Source organism: Streptomyces sp. NBC_00250 (assembly GCF_036192275.1).
Taxonomy (GTDB): domain Bacteria; phylum Actinomycetota; class Actinomycetes; order Streptomycetales; family Streptomycetaceae; genus Streptomyces.
In genome coordinates, this window is record NZ_CP108088.1 from 4,090,964 (window position 1) to 4,112,278 (window position 21,315).

At 71.8% G+C, this 21,315-nt stretch carries 21 protein-coding genes; 8 read left to right on the forward strand and 13 right to left on the reverse strand.

Translation table 11 applies throughout. The annotated features are described in order from the left end of the window. Window positions 1–24 precede the first annotated feature (24 nt). Window positions 25–402, reverse strand: coding sequence for a VOC family protein (locus OG259_RS18325; RefSeq protein ID WP_328943238.1), 378 nt, complete (start codon window positions 400–402; stop codon window positions 25–27). A 178-nt stretch (window positions 403–580) separates the two neighbouring features. Then, the gene (locus tag OG259_RS18330; protein WP_443052134.1) at window positions 581–1,501 is read right to left on the reverse strand and encodes an EamA family transporter; all 921 of its coding nucleotides are present in this window, start codon (window positions 1,499–1,501) and stop codon (window positions 581–583) included. Window positions 1,502–1,755: 254 nt separating this feature from the next. Between OG259_RS18330 and OG259_RS18335 the strand changes: the two genes are divergently transcribed. Further along, entirely contained in the window at window positions 1,756–2,613 is an 858-nt protein-coding gene (locus tag OG259_RS18335; protein WP_328943239.1) for a LysR family transcriptional regulator, read from the forward strand. Between the two features lie 149 nt (window positions 2,614–2,762). Here the strand turns inward: OG259_RS18335 and eno are convergent, their stop codons facing one another. Then, window positions 2,763–4,064: a phosphopyruvate hydratase gene (gene eno, locus OG259_RS18340; protein ID WP_328943240.1), complete on the reverse strand. Its 1,302-nt coding sequence runs from the start codon at window positions 4,062–4,064 to the stop codon at window positions 2,763–2,765. 202 nt (window positions 4,065–4,266) lie between these two features. Between eno and OG259_RS18345 the strand changes: the two genes are divergently transcribed. Then, on the forward strand, window positions 4,267–4,689 hold the full coding sequence (locus OG259_RS18345; protein ID WP_328943241.1) for a MarR family winged helix-turn-helix transcriptional regulator: 423 nt from the start codon (window positions 4,267–4,269) through the stop codon (window positions 4,687–4,689). Window positions 4,690–4,734: 45 nt separating this feature from the next. Here the strand turns inward: OG259_RS18345 and OG259_RS18350 are convergent, their stop codons facing one another. Next, window positions 4,735–7,533: an FAD-binding and (Fe-S)-binding domain-containing protein gene (locus OG259_RS18350; RefSeq protein WP_328943242.1), complete on the reverse strand. Its 2,799-nt coding sequence runs from the start codon at window positions 7,531–7,533 to the stop codon at window positions 4,735–4,737. 51 nt (window positions 7,534–7,584) lie between these two features. On the opposite strand from OG259_RS18350, the gene serC reads away from it, so the two are divergent. Next, on the forward strand, window positions 7,585–8,703 hold the full coding sequence (serC, locus tag OG259_RS18355) for a phosphoserine transaminase (RefSeq protein ID WP_328943243.1): 1,119 nt from the start codon (window positions 7,585–7,587) through the stop codon (window positions 8,701–8,703). 69 nt (window positions 8,704–8,772) lie between these two features. On the opposite strand, the gene OG259_RS18360 is transcribed toward serC, so the two are convergent. Beyond that, window positions 8,773–9,768 (reverse strand): WD40 repeat domain-containing protein, encoded by a 996-nt coding sequence (locus tag OG259_RS18360; protein ID WP_328943244.1) that lies wholly within the window; start codon window positions 9,766–9,768, stop codon window positions 8,773–8,775. Window positions 9,769–9,863: 95 nt separating this feature from the next. Here OG259_RS18360 and OG259_RS18365 point away from each other — a divergent pair, with 95 nt between their 5' ends. Together OG259_RS18365 and OG259_RS18370 are read left to right on the forward strand one after the other, a co-directional pair. Continuing rightward, window positions 9,864–10,703 carry an alpha/beta fold hydrolase gene (locus OG259_RS18365; protein ID WP_328943245.1) on the forward strand — a complete coding sequence of 280 codons (840 nt, stop codon included), beginning with the start codon at window positions 9,864–9,866 and terminating at the stop codon, window positions 10,701–10,703. Window positions 10,704–10,821: 118 nt separating this feature from the next. Further along, window positions 10,822–11,502, forward strand: coding sequence for a GDSL-type esterase/lipase family protein (locus OG259_RS18370; protein WP_328943246.1), 681 nt, complete (start codon window positions 10,822–10,824; stop codon window positions 11,500–11,502). Between the two features lie 47 nt (window positions 11,503–11,549). Here OG259_RS18370 and OG259_RS18375 read toward each other — a convergent pair whose 3' ends face one another. Together OG259_RS18375 and OG259_RS18380 are read right to left on the reverse strand one after the other, a co-directional pair. Beyond that, on the reverse strand, window positions 11,550–12,248 hold the full coding sequence (locus OG259_RS18375; protein WP_328943247.1) for a PH domain-containing protein: 699 nt from the start codon (window positions 12,246–12,248) through the stop codon (window positions 11,550–11,552). A gap of 86 nt (window positions 12,249–12,334) precedes the next feature. Continuing rightward, window positions 12,335–12,736, reverse strand: a complete 402-nt coding sequence (locus tag OG259_RS18380) for a carboxymuconolactone decarboxylase family protein (protein WP_443052135.1) — start codon at window positions 12,734–12,736, stop codon at window positions 12,335–12,337. 47 nt (window positions 12,737–12,783) lie between these two features. Between OG259_RS18380 and OG259_RS18385 the strand changes: the two genes are divergently transcribed. Next, window positions 12,784–13,344: a MarR family winged helix-turn-helix transcriptional regulator gene (locus OG259_RS18385; RefSeq protein WP_443051983.1), complete on the forward strand. Its 561-nt coding sequence runs from the start codon at window positions 12,784–12,786 to the stop codon at window positions 13,342–13,344. 60 nt (window positions 13,345–13,404) lie between these two features. Here OG259_RS18385 and OG259_RS18390 read toward each other — a convergent pair whose 3' ends face one another. Together OG259_RS18390 and thpR are read right to left on the reverse strand one after the other, a co-directional pair. Next, window positions 13,405–14,394: an aldo/keto reductase gene (locus OG259_RS18390; RefSeq protein WP_328943250.1), complete on the reverse strand. Its 990-nt coding sequence runs from the start codon at window positions 14,392–14,394 to the stop codon at window positions 13,405–13,407. Between the two features lie 200 nt (window positions 14,395–14,594). Further along, window positions 14,595–15,167, reverse strand: a complete 573-nt coding sequence (gene thpR / locus OG259_RS18395) for an RNA 2',3'-cyclic phosphodiesterase (protein ID WP_328943251.1) — start codon at window positions 15,165–15,167, stop codon at window positions 14,595–14,597. Window positions 15,168–15,200: 33 nt separating this feature from the next. On the opposite strand from thpR, the gene OG259_RS18400 reads away from it, so the two are divergent. Next, a complete protein-coding gene (locus OG259_RS18400; RefSeq protein WP_328943252.1) occupies window positions 15,201–15,707 on the forward strand; it encodes a GNAT family N-acetyltransferase in 507 nt (168 codons plus the stop codon). A gap of 59 nt (window positions 15,708–15,766) precedes the next feature. Here the strand turns inward: OG259_RS18400 and OG259_RS18405 are convergent, their stop codons facing one another. The 3 genes from OG259_RS18405 to OG259_RS18415 form a co-directional block, all read right to left on the reverse strand. Continuing rightward, a complete protein-coding gene (locus OG259_RS18405) occupies window positions 15,767–17,173 on the reverse strand; it encodes a phage baseplate protein (protein WP_328943253.1) in 1,407 nt (468 codons plus the stop codon). Window positions 17,174–17,538: 365 nt separating this feature from the next. Beyond that, window positions 17,539–18,876, reverse strand: a complete 1,338-nt coding sequence (locus tag OG259_RS18410; RefSeq protein ID WP_328943254.1) for an MFS transporter — start codon at window positions 18,874–18,876, stop codon at window positions 17,539–17,541. A gap of 26 nt (window positions 18,877–18,902) precedes the next feature. After that, entirely contained in the window at window positions 18,903–19,346 is a 444-nt protein-coding gene (locus OG259_RS18415) for a MarR family winged helix-turn-helix transcriptional regulator (protein ID WP_015035348.1), read from the reverse strand. Between the two features lie 200 nt (window positions 19,347–19,546). Here OG259_RS18415 and OG259_RS18420 point away from each other — a divergent pair, with 200 nt between their 5' ends. Beyond that, window positions 19,547–19,837, forward strand: a complete 291-nt coding sequence (locus tag OG259_RS18420; RefSeq protein ID WP_328943255.1) for a hypothetical protein — start codon at window positions 19,547–19,549, stop codon at window positions 19,835–19,837. Here OG259_RS18420 and OG259_RS18425 read toward each other — a convergent pair. Continuing rightward, window positions 19,807–21,258 (reverse strand): NCS2 family permease, encoded by a 1,452-nt coding sequence (locus tag OG259_RS18425; RefSeq protein ID WP_328943256.1) that lies wholly within the window; start codon window positions 21,256–21,258, stop codon window positions 19,807–19,809. The genes OG259_RS18420 and OG259_RS18425 overlap by 31 nt on opposite strands. Window positions 21,259–21,315: the final 57 nt, after the last annotated feature.

Consider the following 21,315-nt stretch of genomic DNA (forward strand, 5'->3'; position numbering starts at 1 on the left):
AGGAGACCCCGCCCATCAGACCCCTCAGTGCCTGACCAGGCAGAACGGGTGTCCCGCCAGGTCCGCGTAAACGCGCCAGCTCCTCTTGCCCTCTCCCGCGTCCAGGAGGGTCGCGCCCTGCGCCAGGACCTGCTCCTCCGCCTCGTCCAGGTTCGGGACGGCGAAGTCGAGGTGGGACTGCTGGGGGCGTTCCGGGGACGGCCAGGTCGGTGGGCGGTGGTCGGGGACCCCCTGGAAGCAGAGGACGAGCCCAGCCGGGGTGTGGAGGGTGGACCACGCCTCGCCCAGGGACCAACGGCTGTCCGGGCGGTCGACCTCGCCACCGAGCACCGCGCGGTAGAACTCCGCGAGTTCGGCGGGCGCCGGGCAGTCGATGACGAGGCACTGCAGTTCAGCGATCATGCGCGGATCCTAGGACCTGCCCCCTGCCCCCTACCCCCTGCCCGCTGCCCGCCGCCGGGCCCACCCCGAGTCGGTCAGCCGTCCAGCCGTCCAGCCGGTCCAGCCGGTCCAGCCGGCCAGCCGTCACCCAAGATCCGGGCCTCGCCCGCCTGCCCCGCACCGCGCTGACCCGAGCCCGCTAGAGCGTCGTCGGCGCAGACTTGGCAGCCCTGACCTGCGTCCGTACCGCGCCCATGCTCGCCGCGATGACCAGGGCGATCGCGGCGGCGTCGGTGAGTGACAGGGCCTGGCTGAGGACGAGGAAGCCTGCCGTCGCCGCGATGGCAGGTTCCAGGCTCATCAGGATCGCGAAGGTGGGGGCGGGCAGGCGGCGCAGGGCGAGGAGTTCGAGGGTGTACGGCAGGACGGAGGACATCAGCGCGACCGCGAGGCCGAGGCCGATCGTCGACGGTACGAGGAGCTTGTCGCCCGCCTCCGCGATGCCCAGTGGCAGGCTGAGGACGGCGCCGAAGGCCATCGCGAGCGCGAGCCCGTCCGCCTGCGGGAAGCGTCGGCCCGTACGCGCGCTGAAGACGATGTACGCGGCCCACATCGCGCCCGCCGCGAGCGCGAAGGCCGCGCCCACCGGGTCGAGGCGGTCGAAGCCGCCGCCGCTGAGCAGGACGACGCCGCCGAGGGCGAGGCCCGCCCAGAGCAGGTTCATCAGGCGGCGGGAGGCGACCACGGAGAGGATCAGCGGGCCGAGGACCTCCAGGGTCACGGCGGCGCCCAGCGGAATCCGGTCGGCCGCCTGGTAGAAGAGGATGTTCATCCCCGCCATGGCCGTGCCGAACGCGACGATCGTGCCCCAGTCCGCGCGGCCGTAGCCGCGGACCTTCGGGCGGCAGACGATCAGCAGGACCGCCGCGGCGAGCACGAGCCGCAGGGTGACGACGCCGAGGGCGCCGGCCCGGGGCATGAGGAGGACGGCGAGAGCCGATCCGAACTGGACGGACAGCCCACCCGTGACGACGAGCGCGACGGGCCCGAAGCGGTGGCCCGCCAGGCCCTTCGGCCCCCGGGCGCGGACGGATCCGGGGGCGGTGCCCACCGGTTCCACGCCGGCCGCGACCGCCGCCGGGGTCACTTCCTTGACCGGACTGTCCACCGACCGCTCCTCCACACCAGACCACACCAGACCACACAACAAGGTTTAATGAACTGTACTCCCAGTTCACGATAATGCACTACAGGCGGTCCGTCCCGACGTCCCCCTCCCGCTCCCCTCCCCCAGCTCCCTCTCTCCCCTCCCACGCTACGAGCGTCCGCGCGGCGCCGGAAATGCCGATTGTGCTGCGGTTATGCTCCGGACGCATGAGCATCGAGCTACGCCACCTCCGCTGCTTCCTCGCCATCGCCGAGGAATCCAGCCTCACCAGGGCGGCCGCCCGGCTCCACCTCACCCAGCCCGCCGTCTCCCGTACGCTCGCCGCCCTCGAACAGCACCTCGGCGCCCGGCTGGTCGACCGCTCCACCCACCACATCGCCCTCACCGCCGAGGGCCGCGCCTTCCGGGACCGGGCCGCCGCAGCACTCGCCGCCTTCGAGGCCGCCGTCGACCCGGCCAGACTGCGCCACCGGCCGCTGCGCCTCGGACACGCCTGGTCGGCCTTCGGCCCGTACACCACGCCCCTGCTCCGGCGCTGGCAGCGCGAGCACCCCGAGACTCCCCTCGAACTCCTCCGCATCGACGACCGCACGGCCGGACTCACCCGGGGCGAGGTGGACGCGGCCCTGCTGCGGGGGCCGGTCGACGCGCCGGGCCTGGCCACCGAGGAGCTCACGACCGAGGAGCGCGTCGCCGCCGTGCCCGCCGACGGCCCGCTGGCCGACCGTCCCGCCCTCACCCTCGACGACCTGGCCGACGGCACCGTCGTCCTCAACACCGTCTCCGGTACGACCACCCTCACGCTCTGGTCGGCCGCCGCGCGCCCGGCGGCGACCGTGACGGTCGCCAACACCGACGACTGGCTCACGGCGATCGCGGCGGGCCGGGGCGTCGGCGTCTCCTCGGCGTCCACGGCGGCCCTGCACCCGCACCCGGGCGTCGCCTACCGGCCGCTGCCCGACGCGCCACCGCTGCCGGTGGTCCTGGCCTGGCGGGACGCGTTCCCGCACCCGGCGACGGGGGCGCTGGTCGCCATGGCGCGGGAGATCGTCAGCGGAAACTGAGAGCGAAGGCCAGGGCCGGCACCGAAGGCCAGGGCCGACGCCGAAAGCCAGGGTCGACACCGAAAGCCAGGGTCGACACCGAAAGCCAGAGCCGACGCCGAAAGCCGGCGCCGACACCGAAGGCCGCGGCCGTCGCGCCGCGCGGCCCGTCAGGAACGGTCCAGCACCGCGCCGCCCGCGTACCGCGCGGACGCACCCAGCTCCTCCTCGATCCTGATGAGCTGGTTGTACTTCGCCGTACGGTCGGACCGGGACAGCGAGCCGGTCTTGATCTGGCCGCAGCCCGTCGCCACCGCCAGGTCCGCGATGGTGGTGTCCTCCGTCTCGCCGGAGCGGTGCGACATGACGACGGTCCAGCCCGCGCGGTGCGCGGTGGCGACCGTGGCGAGGGCTTCGGTCAGGGTGCCGATCTGGTTGACCTTGACCAGGACGGAGTTGCCGACGCCGGTACGGATGCCCTCGCGCAGCAGATTCTCGTTGGTGCAGAAGACGTCGTCGCCGGTGAGCTGGCAGCGGTCGCCGACACGGGCGGTCAGCTCCCGCCAGCCGTCCAGGTCGTCCTCGGCCATCGGGTCCTCGATGGAGACGATCGGGTACGCGTCGATCAGCTTGGCCAGGTAGTCGGCGTGCTCGGAGGGCGTACGACGCACCCCCTCACCCGTGTAGTCGTACACCCCGCCGCGGAAGAACTCCGACGACGCCGGGTCCATGACCAGGCCGATGTCCGCGCCGGGCCGGTAACCGGTGCGCTCGATGGCCGCCATCACGAAGTCGAGCGCCTCCTCGGCGGTACGGAGGGAGGGCGCGAAGCCGCCCTCGTCGCCGACGCCCGTGGCGTGCCCGGCGGACAGCAGATCGCGACGGAGCGTGTGGAAGACCTCGGAGCCCATGCGGACGGCTTCCGCGAAGGTCTCCGCACCTACCGGAGCGATCATGAACTCCTGGAAGTCCAGCGGATTGTCGGCGTGGGCGCCGCCGTTGACGATGTTCATCATCGGCAGCGGGAGAAGGCGGGCGTCGGCGCCGCCGAGGTAACGGTAGAGCGGCTGGCGGTGGGCCGCGGCGGCGGCCTTGGCGGCGGCGAGGGAGACGCCGAGGAGCGCGTTGGCGCCGAGCCGGGACTTGTCGGCCGTGCCGTCGAGGGCGACGAGAGCGGCGTCGAGTCCCGCCTGGTCGCCGGCGTCGCGTCCGACGACCGCGGCGGCGATGTCGCCGTTGACGTGGGCGACCGCACGGTCGACGCCCTTGCCGTGCCAGCGCCCGGGGTCCCCGTCGCGCAGCTCCACGGCTTCCCGTGTGCCGGTGGAGGCGCCGGAGGGGACGGCGGCGCGGCCGAGGGATCCGTCGGTGAGAAGGACATCGGCCTCGACGGTGGGGTTGCCCCGGCTGTCGATGACCCGGCGGGCGGTGACGGACTGGATGACGGTGGACACGACTGCCGTGGAAACCATGGGAGGTCCTTCGCGTTGGCGCACGCCGCGACCCTGCTGCGACAACGCTGGCGCCTGCCGCGACAGCACCGACTCTACAGCAATGCTGTTCAGTTCAGCTGCTCAGTTAGCCTGCACAGTTCAGCTGTACAGTTCGGCTGCGCAGTCCGGTTGCGCGGCAGAGGGGCAGAGCTCCGCCGGTGGTCACCGGTTAAAGTGCCGTATGCCCACCCCGGAACCCGCCGCCGTCGCCACCGAACTGCGTATAGCGATGGGCAAGCTCACGCGCCGCGTGAAGCACGAGGACCGGATCCCGCTCGGCCAGGCCTCCGTACTCGGCACCCTCGATCGCAACGGGGCCATGACCACCAGCGACCTGGCGGCGGACCAGCGCGTACGACCCCAGTCCATGGCCCGTGCGGTCGGGCTGCTCATGGAACAGGGGCTCGTCGTCCGCCGGGCGCACCCCACGGACGGCCGCAAGTCCCTGGTGGAGCTCTCCCCCGCAGGGCAGGCGGCCCTGGAGGCGGAGCGCGGACGCAGGGCGGGCTGGCTGGCCCAGGCCATCGAGCTCGAACTCACCGGCGAGGAGCGTGAGGTACTGGCCCGCAGCGCCACACTGATGGAGCGACTGGCCGCCCGCTAGCCCTCGCACCCGGCTCGCCCCCAGACGCCTCGCCGACCCGCACCCCTACACTCCCTCCCCCGCGTCCACCCCCTCCGCCAGCAGTTCCGCCAAGTGCCGCGCCCGCACTCCCGCCAGGTCCCCCATCTGCGTCCGGCACGAGAAGCCGTCCGCCAGGACGGCCGCGTCGGGGGCCGCGCCCCGGAGGGCCGGGAGCAGTTGGTCCTCCGCGCATGTCACCGAGACCTCGTAGTGGCCCGGCTCGAAGCCGAAGTTGCCCGCGAGGCCGCAGCAGCCGCCCGCCAGATCCCCTGTCAGTCCTGCGCGTTCGCGTAGGCGGCGGTCCGCCGCGTCGCCCAGGACCGCGTGCTGGTGGCAGTGGGTCTGGCCGGTGACGGGGCGGTCCAGGCGGGGCGGGGTCCAGTCGGGTGCCAGGGTCTCCAGGGCTTCGGCGAAGGTGCGGACGGAGGCGGCGAGGCGGCCGGCGCGGGGGTCGTCCGGCAGCAGCTCGGGCAGGTCGGTGCGGAGGGTCGCGGCGCAGGAGGGTTCCAGGACCACGACGGGCCCTTCCCTGCCCCCCATGGTGTCGAGCGCCCGCCGCATCACCTTCCGCGCCGCCCCCAGCTGCCCCGTCGACACATACGTGAGCCCGCAGCACACCCTTCCCTGCGGCAGCGCCACGCCCAGTCCCGCCGCCTCCAGGACCCGGACCGCCGCCCGGCCGACCTCCGGGGCCAGGTGGTCGGTGAAGGTGTCCGGCCACAGGGTCACGGCCGGCGGGCGGGCCGAGGCGCGTTCGGCGAACCAGGAGGTGAAGGTCCGTTCCGCGACGCGTGGCATCGCCCGTTCCGGTGTCACCCCCGCCAGGCGCGCCGCGAACGGCAGCCGCATCCCGGCGTTCAGGCCCCGCCCGAACAGGTCCAGCCAGTGCGGCAGCCGCCCCATCGTCCAGTGGGAGCGCGGTCGGCGCAGGAAGCCGAGCGGTCCCGCGTAGTGCCGGTCCAGGAACTCCGCCTTGTACGCGGCCATGTCGACGCCCACCGGGCAGTCGCTGCGGCAGCCCTTGCAGGACAGGCACAGGTCCAGCGCTTCCCGGACCTCCTCCGAGCGCCAGCCGTCCGTGATGACCTCGCCGAGTGCCATCTCGTGGAGCAGCCGTGCCCGCCCCCGGGTGGAGTGCTTCTCCTCCCCCGTCGCCCGGTAGGAGGGGCACATCACGCCCGGCCCCGAACTCGGTCCCTCCACACGGCACTTGGCCACTCCCACGCAGCGGGCCGCCTCCCTTCCCACGCCCACGAGCGGGAGTCCGGCGAATCGCAGCCCCTCGTCCAGCGGGCGCGGGCGGACCAGCATCCCCGGGTTCAGGCCGCCGTCCGGGTCCCACACGTCCTTGACCGCGCCGAACAGGGCGACGAGCTCCTCCCCGTACATCTTCGGCAGGAGCTCGGCGCGCGCCTGCCCGTCGCCGTGCTCCCCGGAGAGGGAGCCGCCGTGGGCGACGACGAGGTCCGCCACCGCCTCCGAGAAGCGGCGGAAGTCCCGTACCCCCTTCTCCGTCCACAGGTCGAAGTCGATCCGGACGTGGACACAACCGTCGCCGAAGTGCCCGTACGGCACCCCTCGCAGCCCGAACTCCCTCAGCAGCGCACGGAATTCGCGGAGGTACGCGCCGAGCCTCGCCGGCGGCACCGCGCAGTCCTCCCACCCCGGCCATGCCTCTCCGCCTCCCCCTGCTCCCGTCCGAGAGGTGCCCCCCGGGGCCCGTGTCGCCGTGCCCGCCGCGTCCTCCCGGATCCGCCACAGCGCCCGCTGTCCGGCCGGGTCCCGCACCACGGCGGAGTCGATCGCGTCGGCCGCCCGCACGAGCCGCCGCGCCGCTCCCTCCCCGTCCGTCTCGACGAACAGCCAGGCCCCGCCCTTCGGCAGCCCCGAAGCGCCCCGTACGAGATCGGCCGCCATCCCTTCCACCGTGAGCGGTTCGTACGGGAGGAGTCCCGCCGCGGCCTCCGCCGCCGCGCTCTCGTCCGCGTACCCGAGGACCACGAGGACCGGCTCGGTCGGCAGCGGGACGAGGGCCACCGTCGCCTCCGTCACCACTCCCAGCGTCCCCTCGCTGCCGCAGAACGCGCGGGCGACGTCCACGCCCCGTTCCGGGAGGAGCGCGTCCAGCGCGTACCCGGAGATACGGCGGGGCAGACCGGCCGGGTAGCCGGTCCTCAGGAGGGCGAGATGACGGTCGACGAGATCGAGGAGTCCGGCGGGGGCGCCGTACCCACCCCGCCCCAGCGTCAATGTCGCGCCTCCGTACGTCATCACATCCAGCGAGCGCACGTTGTCCGCCGTCGTTCCCCAGGCGACCGAGTGCGCCCCGCACGCGTTGTTGCCGATCATGCCGCCGAGGGTGCAGCGGCTGTGCGTGGACGGGTCGGGGCCGAAGGTCAGGCCGTACGGGCGTGCCGCCGCCCGCAGCCGGTCGAGGACGAGCCCCGGTCGGACGACCGCCGTCCGCGTTTCGGGGTCGAGGGACACCAGTCCCGCCATGTGCCGTGTGAAGTCGAGCACGACGCCCGTGCCGGTGGCCTGGCCCCCGATGGACGTGCCGCCGCCGCGTGCGACGACCGGCGTCCCGTGCGCCCGGCACACCTCCAGGGCCGCCGCCACGTCGTCGGCGTCGCGCGGCGCGACCGTACCGGCAGGCACCCGGCGGTAGTTGGAGGCGTCCATGGTCGTCAGGGCGCGGGCGGTGGCCGAGAAGTCGACCTCTCCGGCGACGGCCGCGCGCAGCCCGGCGGCGAGTTCTGCGAGCTCCCCGGCGCTTTCCTGGTGTGTTCCCACAAGCCCAGGATGTCTCAGACCTCGTCTCATCGGGCGGACATCCGGCGACCGGCCCCTTCCCGACCCGATACTCTCCGCCTCGTGGCTGATATCCAGATTCCCGCTGACATCAAGCCCGCCGACGGCCGTTTCGGCGCGGGCCCCTCCAAGGTGCGTACGGAGGCGCTGGACGCCCTGGCCGCCACCGGCACCTCTCTCCTCGGCACGTCCCACCGCCAGGCTCCGGTCAAGAACCTGGTCGGCGAGGTACGTACCGGCATCCGTGACCTCTTCTCGCTCCCCGAGGGCTACGAGGTGATCCTGGGCAACGGCGGCTCCACCGCCTTCTGGGACGTCGCGACCCACGGTCTGATCGAGCACAAGTCGCAGCACCTCACCTTCGGCGAGTTCTCGTCCAAGTTCGCGAAGGCCGCCAAGCTGGCCCCGTGGCTGGCCGAGCCGACCGTGATCTCCTCCGACCCGGGCACCCACCCGGAGCCGGTGGCCGAGGCGGGCGTCGACGTCTACGCGTACACCCACAACGAGACCTCCACCGGTGTCGCGGCCCCGATCAAGCGGGTCGCCGGTGCCGACGCGGGCTCCCTCGTCCTGGTCGACGCGACCTCCGGTGCGGGCGGCCTCCCGGTCGACATCACCGAGACGGACGTCTACTACTTCGCCCCGCAGAAGTCCTTCGCCGCCGAGGGCGGCCTGTGGCTGGCGGCGTTCTCCCCGGCCGCCCTGGAGCGGGCGCAGACGATCCACGACTCGGGCCGGCACATCCCCGAGTTCTTCTCGCTGACGACGGCGATCGACAACTCGCTGAAGAACCAGACGTACAACACCCCGGCGCTCTCGACCCTCTTCCTGCTCAACGAGCAGCTGAAGTGGATCAACGGCCAGGGCGGCCTCGACTGGGCCGTGGCCCGGACGAAGGAGTCCTCGGACGCGCTGTACGGCTGGGCCGAGGACTCCAAGTACGCGACGCCGTTCGTCACGGACGCGGCGAAGCGCTCGCAGGTCATCGGCACGATCGACTTCGCGGACGAGATCGACGCGGCGGCGGTCGCGAAGGTGCTGCGCGCGAACGGGATCGTCGACACCGAGCCGTACCGCAAGCTGGGCCGCAACCAGCTGCGGATCGCGATGTTCCCGGCGATCGACCCGGCGGACGTGCGCGCCCTGACGGCCTGCATCGACTACGTGATCGAGAAGCTGTAGCACTCGGTTCTCACGAAGGCCCGGCATCGGACGGATCCGATGCCGGGCCTTCGTCGTGCGTACGCCGGTTCAGTCCCGCCGCAGCAGACGCTTCACGCCGAAGACGAGGACGAACGCGCCCGCGAGGACCAGGAAGCCGACGGTGACGTTGCCCTTCTCGCCGTCGGCGGCCGGCGACTGCGGGGCCTGCGGTGCGCCCGGGGTGTCCGGGGAGCCGCCCGGCTTCTCCGCGGGGCTCCCCGCACCTTGCCGGTCCAGCCGCACCACCCGGCTGTTCGCGCCCTCGGCGCCGAGCATGAACGCCGAGCCGTCCCTCGTGTACGTCACCGATTCCGCCTGGCCCTGGAACGTGGCCCCGATCGAGGTGCCCTCGTCGGCGAGGCGGCCGTCCTTCCACCCGTACTCGCGCGCCATGAGGTAGCCGCGCAGGACGAGGTGGTCGCCGTCGGGGGAGAAGGCGCCGTCGGTCACCCAGGGGACTTCCCCGATGCGCCGGAAGACGTTGGTCCCGGACGAGGAGAGCCGCTCGGGGCCCGCGTACAAGCCGCCGCCGTCCTCGTTCTTGCTCGCGATGTACACCCGGCCGGTCTTCGGGTGGACCATCAGCGCCTCGGCGTTGCGCGCCCCGTCGGCGTACTTCACGACGTACTGCTTCGCCGCGACCTTCTGGTCCTTGAGGACCTTCGGTTCGGGGAAGCGGTAGACCCAGACGTGGTCCCAGCTGCCGTCGAGGTTGTCGCCGATGTCGCCGACGTAGATGTCGCCGTCCGGGCCGACGGCGATCGCCTCCATGTCGCGGGGGGTGCCCACGCCCTGCATGGTCAGGGTCGCGACCGTCTTGCCCGTACGGGAGTCGATGCCGTAGATCAGGGGCGCGTCCTGGTCGTTGTGCGTCCAGTAGATCCCCGGGTGGGCCTGGCTGGCGGCGAGGCCGCTGGACTCGGTGATACGGGAGTCCTCGATGGTGAAGTCCCGGTCCGGCTCCTGTCCTTCGGCACGGGCATGACCGGCCGGGAGCAGCACCAGGGCCGCCGCCGCGCCAAGGGCGCACAGAGCAGATCGCATGTCCCCCAGCGTGCCACGACGCGGGGACGAGAGCCGGGTCCGCCGACCCTGAAACCTCCTTGACCTGCCCCGGAGCTGCTGTCAGGGTCACGCCCATGCCCACCTTCTCTGCGCCCGACGGCACGACGCTCGCCTTCCACGTCTCAGGTTCCGGCGCCCCGCTCCTCTGTCTCCCCGGCGGTCCGCTCCAGGACTCCGCCTATCTCGGCGACCTCGGCGGTCTGACCGCGCACCGGCAGCTGATCCGGCTCGACCTCCGGGGTACGGGCGCGTCGGCCGTGCCGGACGACCCGGCCTCGTACCGCTGCGACCGGCTCGTCGAGGACGTGGAGGCGCTGCGCGCGCACCTCGGCCTCGACACCGTCGACGTCCTCGGGCACTCGGCGGGCGCGAACCTCGCCGCGCTGTACGTGACCCGGTACCCCGAGCGCGTCGGCAGGCTGGTGCTCGTCACCCCGGGCACGGCGGCCGTCGGGCTGGACACGGCACCGGAGGAGCGGCTGGCGGCGGCGCGGCTGCGGCGGGACGAGCCGTGGTTCGGCCCGGCGTACGCGGCGCTGGAGGAGGTCACGGCGGGGCGCGGGACCGGCGAGAGCTTCCAGGCGGTGACGCCGTTCTTCCACGGGACCTGGGACGAGGCCGCGCGGGAGCGGCACGCCGCCGGGGAGGGGCAGCGGAACCGTGAGGGTGCGGGTGTCTTCGCGGGCGAGGGTGCGTTCGACCCGGGGGCCACGCGTGCGGTGTTCGCGGAGTTCGCGCGGCCGGTGCTCGTGGTGGCCGGTGAGGGGGACGTGAACACGCCGGTCCCGACGGCGGCCGCGTACGCGGAGCTGTTCCCGAAGGGGTCCTTCACCGTGCTGGACGGGGCGGGGCACTTCCCGTGGCACGACGACGCGGCGCGGTTCACGGTGACGGTCGGGGACTTCCTGAGGTAGAGGTCCTCGGGGGGAGCGGCCCCGGCCCGTGTCCCGGATCGGGCCCTCGGGAGGGAGGCCCCGGCCCGTGTCCCGGATCACGTCGCAGGTCCGGGACGCCGTCCGCGATGATATGACCATGCGTTTTCTGTTCGTCGGCGACAGCATGACCATCGGACGCGCCGGCGACTGGACCTGGCGGTACCGCATGTGGCGGCACCTGGAGTCGACGCTCCCCGGTGGGTACGAGATCGTCGGCCCCCGCACCGCGTTGTACGACCCCACCGCCGACGCCCCGGCCTCGGAGGCGTACGCCGACCCCGCCTTCCCCGCCCACGCCCGGCGCCATCTGGCCGGCTGGGGCGAGGGCTGGCTGCACATGGCGCCGGTGATCGGCGAGACGGTCACGTCGACCGGCGCCGACGTGCTGCTGATCTCGCTCGGTCTGATCGACCTCGGCTTCTACACCAACAGCGAGCAGACCGAGGAGAACGTCCGGGCGTTCGTCGCGGCGGCCCGCGCCGCGAACCCGCACGTCCGGGCCGTCCTCCTGCCGGTCATCCCCAATGTGCGCGCCGGGTACGACGCGCCCTTCGCCACCGAGTGCGAGCGCTTCAACGAGCTGCTCGCGAAGGCGGTCGCCGACCTCGACACCGCCGCCTCGCCGCTGCTCCTCGCGGCGATCTCGGAGTCGTACGACCTCGACGCGGACACCTACGACGGCACCCACCCGGGCCCCACGGGCGAGCACAAACTGGCCGCGGCCTTCGCCGACGCGATGCACCAGGCGTGGGGGCTCGGCGGCCCGTACCGCTCCTGACTCCGGTCGCGGGGCGGCTGACTCCGGTCGCGGGGCGGCCCGTACCGCTACCGACTCCGGTCACGGAGGCTGGAGCCGATCCAGACGACGAGGAAGATCACCACCGGGGTGATCAGGATCCACTCGGGGCTCATGGCGTCGCTGTCCGTGAACAGCAGGACGAGGAAGAGGACGACGGCGACGAGGACCGACATGAGGGCCCAGGACAGCGCGCGGAGGAGCGAGCTCTCGCGGCGGGACCGGCGGTCGATCCGCCGGTCGGCCGCGGCGTTCGGCGACCAGTCCTCTCCGCGGTGCCTCTCCCAGGCGACCCGGAGCGCGGCGATCTCGCGGTCGACGGCGACGTGGTTGTCGTCCACGTACATGAGCTGGACGCGGCGCCCGTCGCGCCCGTACATGTACGAGATGATCCGCGGCTGCCCCTGGCTCATGCCCGCGCTCGGGTTGGGTACGGCCCTGAGGTCATGGATGTCCTCCCAGGCGAGCCGCCGGTTCTTGACCATGCCGCGGACCCGGATGCCCTTGAGATCGGCGGAGGTGGAGCAGCTCCGGGCCGCGAGGGCGAGCCGGCCGAGGAGGGCGAGCAGCAGCAGGGTGCCGAGTGCCTTGCCCCAGCCGGGGATGCCCTCCTCGGTCCAGATCGGCAGCCCCGCTGTGGGCAGTCCGACGCCCACCGCGATGTAGACGGCGGCCAGCCTGCCGGGGCTGATCCGGTACTCACGTGGCAGTACGCGTTCCGCTTGCATGGTTCACTCCCCCTGGTGTCCCCCGCGTGACGGAGGATCAGGGTAGGGCTCAACTCGCCTGATTCATAAGGCCTTTCGGTGATTCCTCAGGACGCCCTGGTGAACCGGTTCGCGAAGGTGGAGAGGGTGTACGCGCCGATGCCGAGGACGACCTCCAGGGCGTTGCGGCGGGTGTAGCCGGCGGCCTGGAAGGCGGCCAGTTCCTCATCGGTCACCGCACCCGAGGAGGCGAGGACCCGGAGGGTGAAGAGGCGTACGGCGGCGAGGCGTTCGGGGTCGGGCGCCGGACCGAGCGCGGCCATCTTGGCCTCGTGCATGTCGACGCAGAGGTGGCACTGGTTGCGGGCGGCGACGGTGAGGATGACCGTCTCACGGGAGTGCGGATCGAGGGTGGTGGACTCGAAGGTCTGACTGAGCTTCAGGAAGCCGTCGAGGGTCTCGGGCGACTCCTTGAGGAGGGCGACGGCGTTGGCGGTACGGGCGGACATGTCCACGGACAAGGCGTCTCCTGGCTCGGGCGAGTAGAATCGACAACATGGTTGACCATATGTCGAAGGAAAACGTAAACCAGGTTGTCGATAATGGCAACGGTGAACACGCGGGCCGTGAAAACAGCACCGAAGAAAGCGGCGGCGGCCGGGGCTACGAGCTCCCCCTGCTCCTCTTCGGCGGCTTCCGCACCCTCATCGACCGGCTCCACGCCCGCCTCGCCACCGAGGGCCACCCCGACCTGCGCCCCGCTCACGGCTTCGCCATGCAGGCCATCGGCGCCCGAGGCGCCACCGCCAGCGAGATCGGGCGGCGCCTCGGGGTCTCCAAGCAGGCCGCCGGCAAGACCGTCGACCGGCTGCTCGCCCTCGGCTACGCCGAGCGCGCCGACGACCCCGCCGACGCCCGCCGCAAACTCGTCCACCTCACCCCACGGGGGTACGCGGCCCTCGCCCGCTCCGCCGCGATCTTCGACGAACTACGGGCGGAATGGGCCACGACCCTCGGCGCGGACCGCGTGCGGGACCTGGAGGCGGCCCTGCGGAACGTCGTCCCCGCGGAGACGGCGTTCCGCCTGGACGCCACCAGCTGGCTCGGCGCCCCCTGAGGCGTCCACCATCTGGAAGGCACCCACCGCCTGGAAGGCATTCACCACCTGGAGGCGCGCCTACCAGGCAAAAGCCTCCGGCGACGGCCCCGGGCCCGGGAAGATCTCGTCGAGACCGGCCAGGACCTCCTCGCTCAGCTCCACCTCCAGGGCGCGCAGCGCACTCGTCAGCTGCTCCGGGGTGCGCGGGCCGACGATCGGGCCCGTCACACCCGGCCGGGTGAGCAGCCACGCGAGGGCCGCCTCGCCCGGCTCCAGGCCGTGCTTGTCGAGCAGGTCCTCGTAGGCCTGGAGCTGTGCGCGGGACACCGGGTCGGCGAGGGTCGCCGCCGCGCGGCCCTCCGTACGCCGCTTGCCCTCGGCCTCCTTCTTCAGGACACCGCCGAGCAGACCGCCGTGCAGCGGCGACCAGGGGATGACCCCGAGGCCGTACTCCTGCGCGGCCGGGATGACCTCCATCTCCGCGCGCCGCTCGAAGAGGTTGTAGAGGCACTGCTCGCTGACCAGGCCGACCGAGCCGCGCCGGGCGGCGGTCTCGTTGGCCTGGGCGATCTTGTAACCGGGGAAGTTGGAGGAGCCGGCGTAGAGGACCTTGCCCTGCTGGATCAGGACGTCGATCGCCTGCCAGATCTCCTCGAAGGGGGTCGAGCGGTCGACGTGGTGGAACTGGTAGACGTCGATGTAGTCCGTGCCGAGCCGCTTGAGGCTGGCGTCGACCGCGCGGCGGATGTTCACCGCCGAGAGCTTGTCGTGGTTGGGCCAGGCGTCGCCGTCGGCGGCCATGTTCCCGTAGACCTTGGTGGCGAGGACGGTCCGGTCGCGACGACCCTCGCCCTTCGCGAACCAGGAGCCGAGGATCTCCTCGGTCCGGCCCTTGTTCTCACCCCAGCCGTACACGTTGGCGGTGTCGAAGAAGTTGAGCCCCGCGTCCAGCGCCGTGTCCATGATGGCGTGGCTGGTGGCTTCGTCCGTCTGGGGGCCGAAGTTCATCGTCCCGAGGACGAGTCGGCTGACCTTGAGTCCGGTGCGTCCGAGCTGCGTGTACTCCATGGTCGCCAAGCCAACTGCTTCGAGTGCGCTCGAAGCAAGGGGGTTCCCACGGGGCGGGTAGGGGCTACTGGCCGGACACCGACGCCACCGCGATGATCGCGAACATCAGAACGAGCACGCCGGCCATGATTCGGTTTCGGGTCTTCGGATCCACGCTTCGAGGTTACCCGGCCGTCCGCCGCGCCCCTGACCCCGCACCCTCACCCCGCCCCCTCCAGGGGCCAGCCGCCGATCTGCTCGTACCGGGGCTGCTCGCCCCGCACCCCGCTCACCGGCAGGTTCGAGCGCACCAGGGCCAGCTCCCCCACCTCCCAGCGGGCGCCCTCGAAGGTGCCGAGCTCGTCGAGGAAGGGGTGCAGGTCCAGCTCGTCCGTACGGGCGCGGGCGAGCGTCAGATGCGCCTGGTAGCGGCGGTGCTCGTCCATCGGGACCCCGGCCCTGCGCGCGGCGGCGTCGGCGCGCTCGGCGAGCAGCCGCAGCTCGTCCAGGTCGCCGGCCGCTCCGGTCCACAGGGCGCGCCGCCCGAAGTGCCCGCCGCCGTGCAGCCTCAGCGGGAACGGCGGCGTGCGGTGCGCGGCCCGGGCGAGCCGGACGCGGAGCTCGGGCAGCAGCTCCTCGTCGACCTCCCCCATGAAGGCGAGCGTGAGGTGCCAGCCGGGCCGCGAGGTCCAGCGGAGCCCGTCGGCCCCGGGGAGCCGGTGCAGACGGTCGACGACGTGTCCGAGCTCGTCAAGGCGCCCGGCGGGCGGCAGGACGGCGGCGAAGAGCCTCATGAGGCGAGTGTGGCAGCGGTTAGCCTCTGCGGCATGAAGATCGCCATCAGGAAAGGCGCGGCGGAGGACCTCCCCGCGATACTCGACGTGCTGGACAGTGCCGTGGTCTGGCTCAACGGCAAAGGGATCACCGCCCAGTGGGGCACCGAGCCGTTCTCCGCGCGGCCCAAGGCGGTGAAGCAGGTGCAGGACACGATGGGCGCCGGTGATCCGTGGATCGCCGAGGTCGACGGCGTACCCGCGGGGACGATGACGCTGACACCGTTCCCGGGGCAGCACATCGCCCCGGCGGACGAGCCCGAGGTGTACGTACGGCTGCTCGCGACCGACGCGCGGTTCCACGGACTGGGGGTGGGCGCGGCGCTGCTCGCCCACGCGGCGGAGGAGACGCGGCGGCAGGGGGTGTCGCTGCTGCGGGTGGACTGCTTCGCGGGCAGCGAGGGCCGGCTCGTCGCGTACTACGAGGGCCAGGGCTTCACCCCGACGGACACGTTCCTGGTCGGGGACTGGGCGGGCCAGGTGCTGGAGCGGCGGGTCTGAGGACCCGCCGCTCCAGCAGGCACGCGGCCGGCCGGTCACGCGGTCGGTCGGTCCACCGGTCAGCTGGTGAAGTACCCGGCGTCCAGCCCGATCCAGCCCTTGAACCCGCGCTCGTCGTAGATGCGCAGCGAGCCGTCGGCGGTGACCTCCCAGCGGATGGTGAGGGGGCCGGTGACCCCGGCGCCGGTGGTCTGACCCACCATGCCCTGGGTTCGGCGGGGGCGGATGTGCGTCGGGAGCGTGAGAATCGTTTCGCCGCTCGTCCACGGCGCGCCGTCGACGCGCGTCACCCGGAGGTGGAGGTCGACCCGGTTGCCCGACTGGCGGTACTGCGGGCGGTAGCTGGTGCTGGGGGCGACGTAGACCTTGGCGTCCCACTCCAGGTCGGTCCACGGGACGTGGTCGCCGGTGCCGTCGGTGGTGCTGGTGATGCCGTAGAGGGCCATGCGTCGATCTTCCTGGGTGGCGAAGCCGAACACGAGCTGCGGCCCGTCGGGTGTCCGGCGGACGGTGATGGCTTCGGTCTCGCGGTGGGCCAGCTGGAGCGCGGTGGTGTTGAAGGTCCGCTCGATCACCTCGCCGGTGGTGACGTCGTAGACGTTCCACCAGGAGTTGCCCGGGCTCGGGTTGTCGACGTCGTAGGCGGAACCCTCGTTCTGGTAGACGAGGTTCCCGTACAGGCACCAGGCCTGGGTGCGGTACTTCGCCGGGAAGCTGCGCTCCGGGGTGAAGTCGCGGCTCTTGAAGGCGGCGAGGTCGTAGACGCGGTACCCCACGGTGCCGGACGACACATGACGTACCGCGATACGGCCGTGGTCGACGTCCAGGGACGGGGTGACCTGGGAGGCTCCGGGGACGGGGTCGAACACCTCGACGAGCGGGCTCCCGGCGTCGACGATGGCGTCGGCCTTGAACGCGATCCGGCCGATGTGCTTGCCGTAGGCGCGCTCGTGGGTGTCGGGGTTCCCGTCACCGGGGACGGGGTCCGCGTCGGTCTCCAGCCAGAGCCAGGGCGTGCCGTCGACGTGCTCGACACCGAGTCCGCCGCCGTGGCCGAAGCCCCTCAGGTGCATGACGGCGAGGACGGTGCCGTCGGGCGCGAGCTGGTTGACGCACAGGTGGCCCAGGCGGTCGCGATCTTCGAGGGGCAGGGAGACGGGCTCGTCCGGGAGCCGACGGCCGCCGCTCATGAGCTGTACGGCGTAGGCCAGGCCGGTCACCGGATCGAAGGCGACCTGCTGGTGCACCCTGGTGTGCTTGAGGCTGATCTCCTTGCCGAACAGGTCGACGGGCTCGGCCTTCAGGTCGAACCTGTGCCCCGCGGGCAGGCTGCCGGGCGGCAGGCTTTCGGCGAAGGACGCGGCCGCGGGCGCGGCCTCGGGGACGGCCGCCTGGGCGGCTCCGACGGGGGCGAGGACGGGAGTGGCGGCCATCGCGGTCAGGAGAGTGCGGCGGGTCAGCGGCATGGCGGAACGGCTCCGTTTCGTCGCTGCGAGGGTGCGGCGGTGGCCGCCGGAGCCTTCGACGTGCCGCGGCCCGGTATGCGGGCGGAACGCATGGTCATGGGCGTGCAAGCCCCCCTTTCAAGATCTTCACCTGCACGGTGCCGCGATCTTCGCACAGGGAAGCGAGGGGTCGAGGGGGGAATTTCGGGGGCCTGACGGAGGGCGGGGCGGAGGGCCGGGGTCGAGGTCGGGGTGGAGGCAGAAGTTCCGCCCCCACCCCGGAAAGCCGGGCCGCAGAACTTCTGCCGCCCCGGAAAGTCAGGCCGCGGACCTTCTGCCCCACCCCGGAAAGTCAGGCCGCGGACCTTCTGCCCCACCCCGGAACGTCAGGCCGCCGTCGCCAGCCGCTCGCGCGCCACGAACCGTACCTGCGGGTGGCCGTGGTGCCACGCCCAGGCGATCTTGAGGCCGCCCACGCGGGCCAGGACCAGGCCGACGACGATCGCCGCCGTCAGGGAGATGACGCCTCCCGTCGCGAAGCCGACGCGGGCGCCGTACGTGTCGGTGACCCAGCCGAGGAGCGGCGCGCCGATCGGCGTACCGCCGGCGAAGACCATCATGTAGAGGCTCATCACCCGGCCCCGCATGGCCGGGTCCGTGGCCATCTGGACGGCCGAGTTCGCGGTGATGTTGACCGTGAGGCCGATCATGCCGATCGGTACCAGCAGCAGCGCGAACAGCCAGAACGCGGGCGACAGGGCCGCCGCGATCTCCAGGACTCCGAAGACCGCCGCCGCGATCACCAGCATCCGCAGCCGGGTCGAGCCGCGGCGGGCCGCCGCGAGGGCGCCCACCAGGGAGCCGGCCGCCATGAGGGTGTTGAGGAAGCCGTACGTGCCGGCGCCGACGTGGAAGACGTCGCTGGAGAAGGCGGTGAGCCAGATCGGGAAGTTGAACCCGAAGGTACCGATGAAGCCGACGAGGACGATCGGCCAGATCAGGTCCGGCCGCCCTGCCACGTACCGCAGGCCTTCTCGCAGCTGGCCCTTTCCGCGCGGGGCGCGTTCCACCTTGTGGAGTTCGCTCGTCCGCATGAGCAGGAGGCTCGTGAGGGGCGCGAGGAAGAAGAGGCCGTTGAGGAGGAAGGCCCAGCCGCTGCCGACTCCGGCGATGAGGACACCGGCGACGGCGGGGCCGACGAGCCGCGCGGACTGGAAGTTCGCAGAGTTCAGGGAGACGGCGTTGCGCAGCTGGTCGGGGCCGACCATCTCGGAGACGAAGGCCTGCCGGGCCGGGTTGTCGACGACGGTCACCATGCCGAGGAGGAAGGCGATCAGGTAGACGTGCCAGACCTGGATGCTGCCGGAGAGCGTGAGGACGGCGAGTGCGAGGCCGCAGAGGCCGAGGGCCGCCTGACTGAAGAGGAGCAGGAGCCGCTTCGGGTAGCGGTCGGCTATGACTCCGCCGTAGAGGCCGAAGAGCAGCATCGGCAGGAACTGCAGGGCCGTCGTGATGCCGACGGCGGCGGCCGAGCCGGTGAGGCTCAGGACCAGCCAGTCCTGGGTGATACGGGCCATCCACGTACCGGTGTTGGAGACGATCGCTCCGGTGAAGAACAGCCGGTAGTTGCGGATACGGAGCGAGGAGAAGGTTTCCCCCCGCCCACGGGTCTTGAGGGTGGGTTTGTGGACGGGTGCGGAGTCTGCTCCGGGTCCCGTACTCAAAGTGCGTCGCCTCCTTGGCGCATGGACTACAGGTGGGCGAGCTTCTCCAGGACCGGGGCGGCCGCGCGCAGCTTGGCCCATTCGTCCTCGTCCAGGCCTTCGGCGAGGGTGGCCAGCCAGGCGTTCCGCTTGCGGCGGGACTCTTCGAGCATGGCTTCGGCCTGCTCGGTCTGGCTGACGACCTTCTGTCGGCGGTCGTCGGGGTGCGGCTCCAGCCGGACCAGTCCCTTGGCTTCGAGCAGCGCGACGATGCGGGTCATCGACGGCGGCTGGACGTGCTCCTTGCGGGCCAGCTCGCCGGGTGTGGCGGAGCCGCAGAGCGCGAGGGTGCCGAGCACCGACATCTCGGTGGGGCTCAGCGACTCGTCGACGCGCTGGTGCTTGAGGCGTCGGCCCAGTCGCATGACGGAGGAGCGGAGCGCGTTCACGGCCGCGGCGTCGTCGGCTGTGCCGTGGGACAGGTCAGGCATGTTTGTTAGCCTAACTCATTACTCTGTCTAAATACCAACAGGAACGCGCCGACGTCGCGTGGATCACACCCGTACACCTGCACCCATGCGTGAACCGGACGCACACAGATCACGCTTCGGCATCCATGTATCACCCAAACGAGTGAGTCGGATCCGGAAAGTGACGCAAAGAAGCCCGGGCAGCCCCGACCCTGAACGGCATGGGATCGACAGTGCTCAGCCTGCGCATCGACGGTGAGCTGCTCGACCGGCTCAGAAGTCACGCCGCGAAAAGAGGAATGAGCGTCCAGGACTACGTGGCCCGGACGCTCATTCGCGAGGATTTCGACGAGCGGTTCAAGACCGCCGTCGACGAGACGGAGAAGTTCTACGGTGCGGAGCCGCTCTCGGCTCCGGCCGACGGGGCGGCGGCCGGAGCGGCGACCGGGGCGGCCGGCGCGGCGACCGACGCCCCCCGCGATCACGTGAGGCCGAGCGCCGGCATCGCGTAGTAGAAGACGAAGACCGCGGACACGACGTACATGGCCGCCGGGACCTCACGGCCCCGGCCGGTCGCCAGACGCAGCACGCTGAACGCGATGAAGCCGATGCCGATGCCGTTCGTGATCGAGTACGTGAACGGCATCATCACCATGGCCAGGAACGCCGGCACCGCGATGGTGAAGTCGCTCCAGTCGATGTCCTTGACCGAACCGGCCAGGATCAGGAAGCCGACCGCGAGCAGCGCGGGCGTCGCCGCCTGCGACGGGACCATCGTGGCCAGCGGCGTGAGGAACAGCGCCACCGAGAACAGACCGCCGGTCACCACCGACGCCAGACCCGTGCGCGCACCCTCGCCGACGCCCGCCGTGGACTCCACGAAGCAGGTGGTGGCCGAGGAGGACGTCGCGCCACCGGAGGCGACGGCCAGGCCGTCCACGAGCAGGACCTTGTTGATGCCGGGGAAGTTGCCGTCCTTGTCGATCAGCTTGGCCTCGTCGCCGACGCCGAGGATCGTGCCCATGGCGTCGAAGAAGCAGGACAGCAGGACGGTGAAGACGAAGAGGACGCCGGTCAGGTAGCCGACCTTCCCGAAGCCGCCGAAGAGGCTGACCTCGCCGACCAGCCCGAAGTCGGGCGAGGCGACCGGGTTGCCCGGCCACTCCGGGGTGGTCAGACCCCAGGACGGGACGGTCGCGACCGCGTTGATCACCATCGCCACGATCGTCATGACGACGATGGAGATGAGGATCGCGCCCGGCACCTTGCGGATGATCAGCGCGAGGGTGAGGAGCGTGCCCAGGATGAAGACCAGGACCGGCCAGCCGGTGAGGTGACCGTCGCCGCCCAGCTGGAGCGGGACGGTGGTGTGCGCGGCGTCGGGGATGCGGGAGACGAAGCCCGAGTCGACGAGACCGATGAGCATGATGAAGAGGCCGATACCGATCGCGATGCCCTTGCGCAGGCCGACCGGGACCGCGTTCATCACGCGCTCGCGCAGACCGGTCGCGACGAGCAGCATCACGACGACGCCCGCGAGGACGACCATGCCCATGGCGTCGGGCCAGGACATCTTCGGCGCGAGCTGGAGCGCCACGACCGTGTTGACGCCGAGGCCGGCGGCGAGGGCGATCGGGACGTTGCCGATGACACCCATGAGGAGCGTCGAGAACGCCGCCGTGAGGACGGTGGCGGTGACGAGCTGGCCGCCGTCGAGCTGGTGCCCGTACATGTCCTTGGCGCTGCCGAGGATGATCGGGTTCAGCACGATGATGTAGGCCATCGCGAAGAAGGTGGCGAAGCCGCCACGGACCTCGCGGGCGACGGTCGAGCCGCGCTCCGAGATCTTGAAGTAGCGGTCGAGACCCGAGGTCGGCTCCTGGGGAGCGGAAGGCTCGGGGGACATGGCCTTGGCGGTGGCCGTGGTGCTCATGGGGTGGGGTTCCTCTTCGGGAGACGTCCGTTTGGCGGTTCATACGAAGGAAACCCG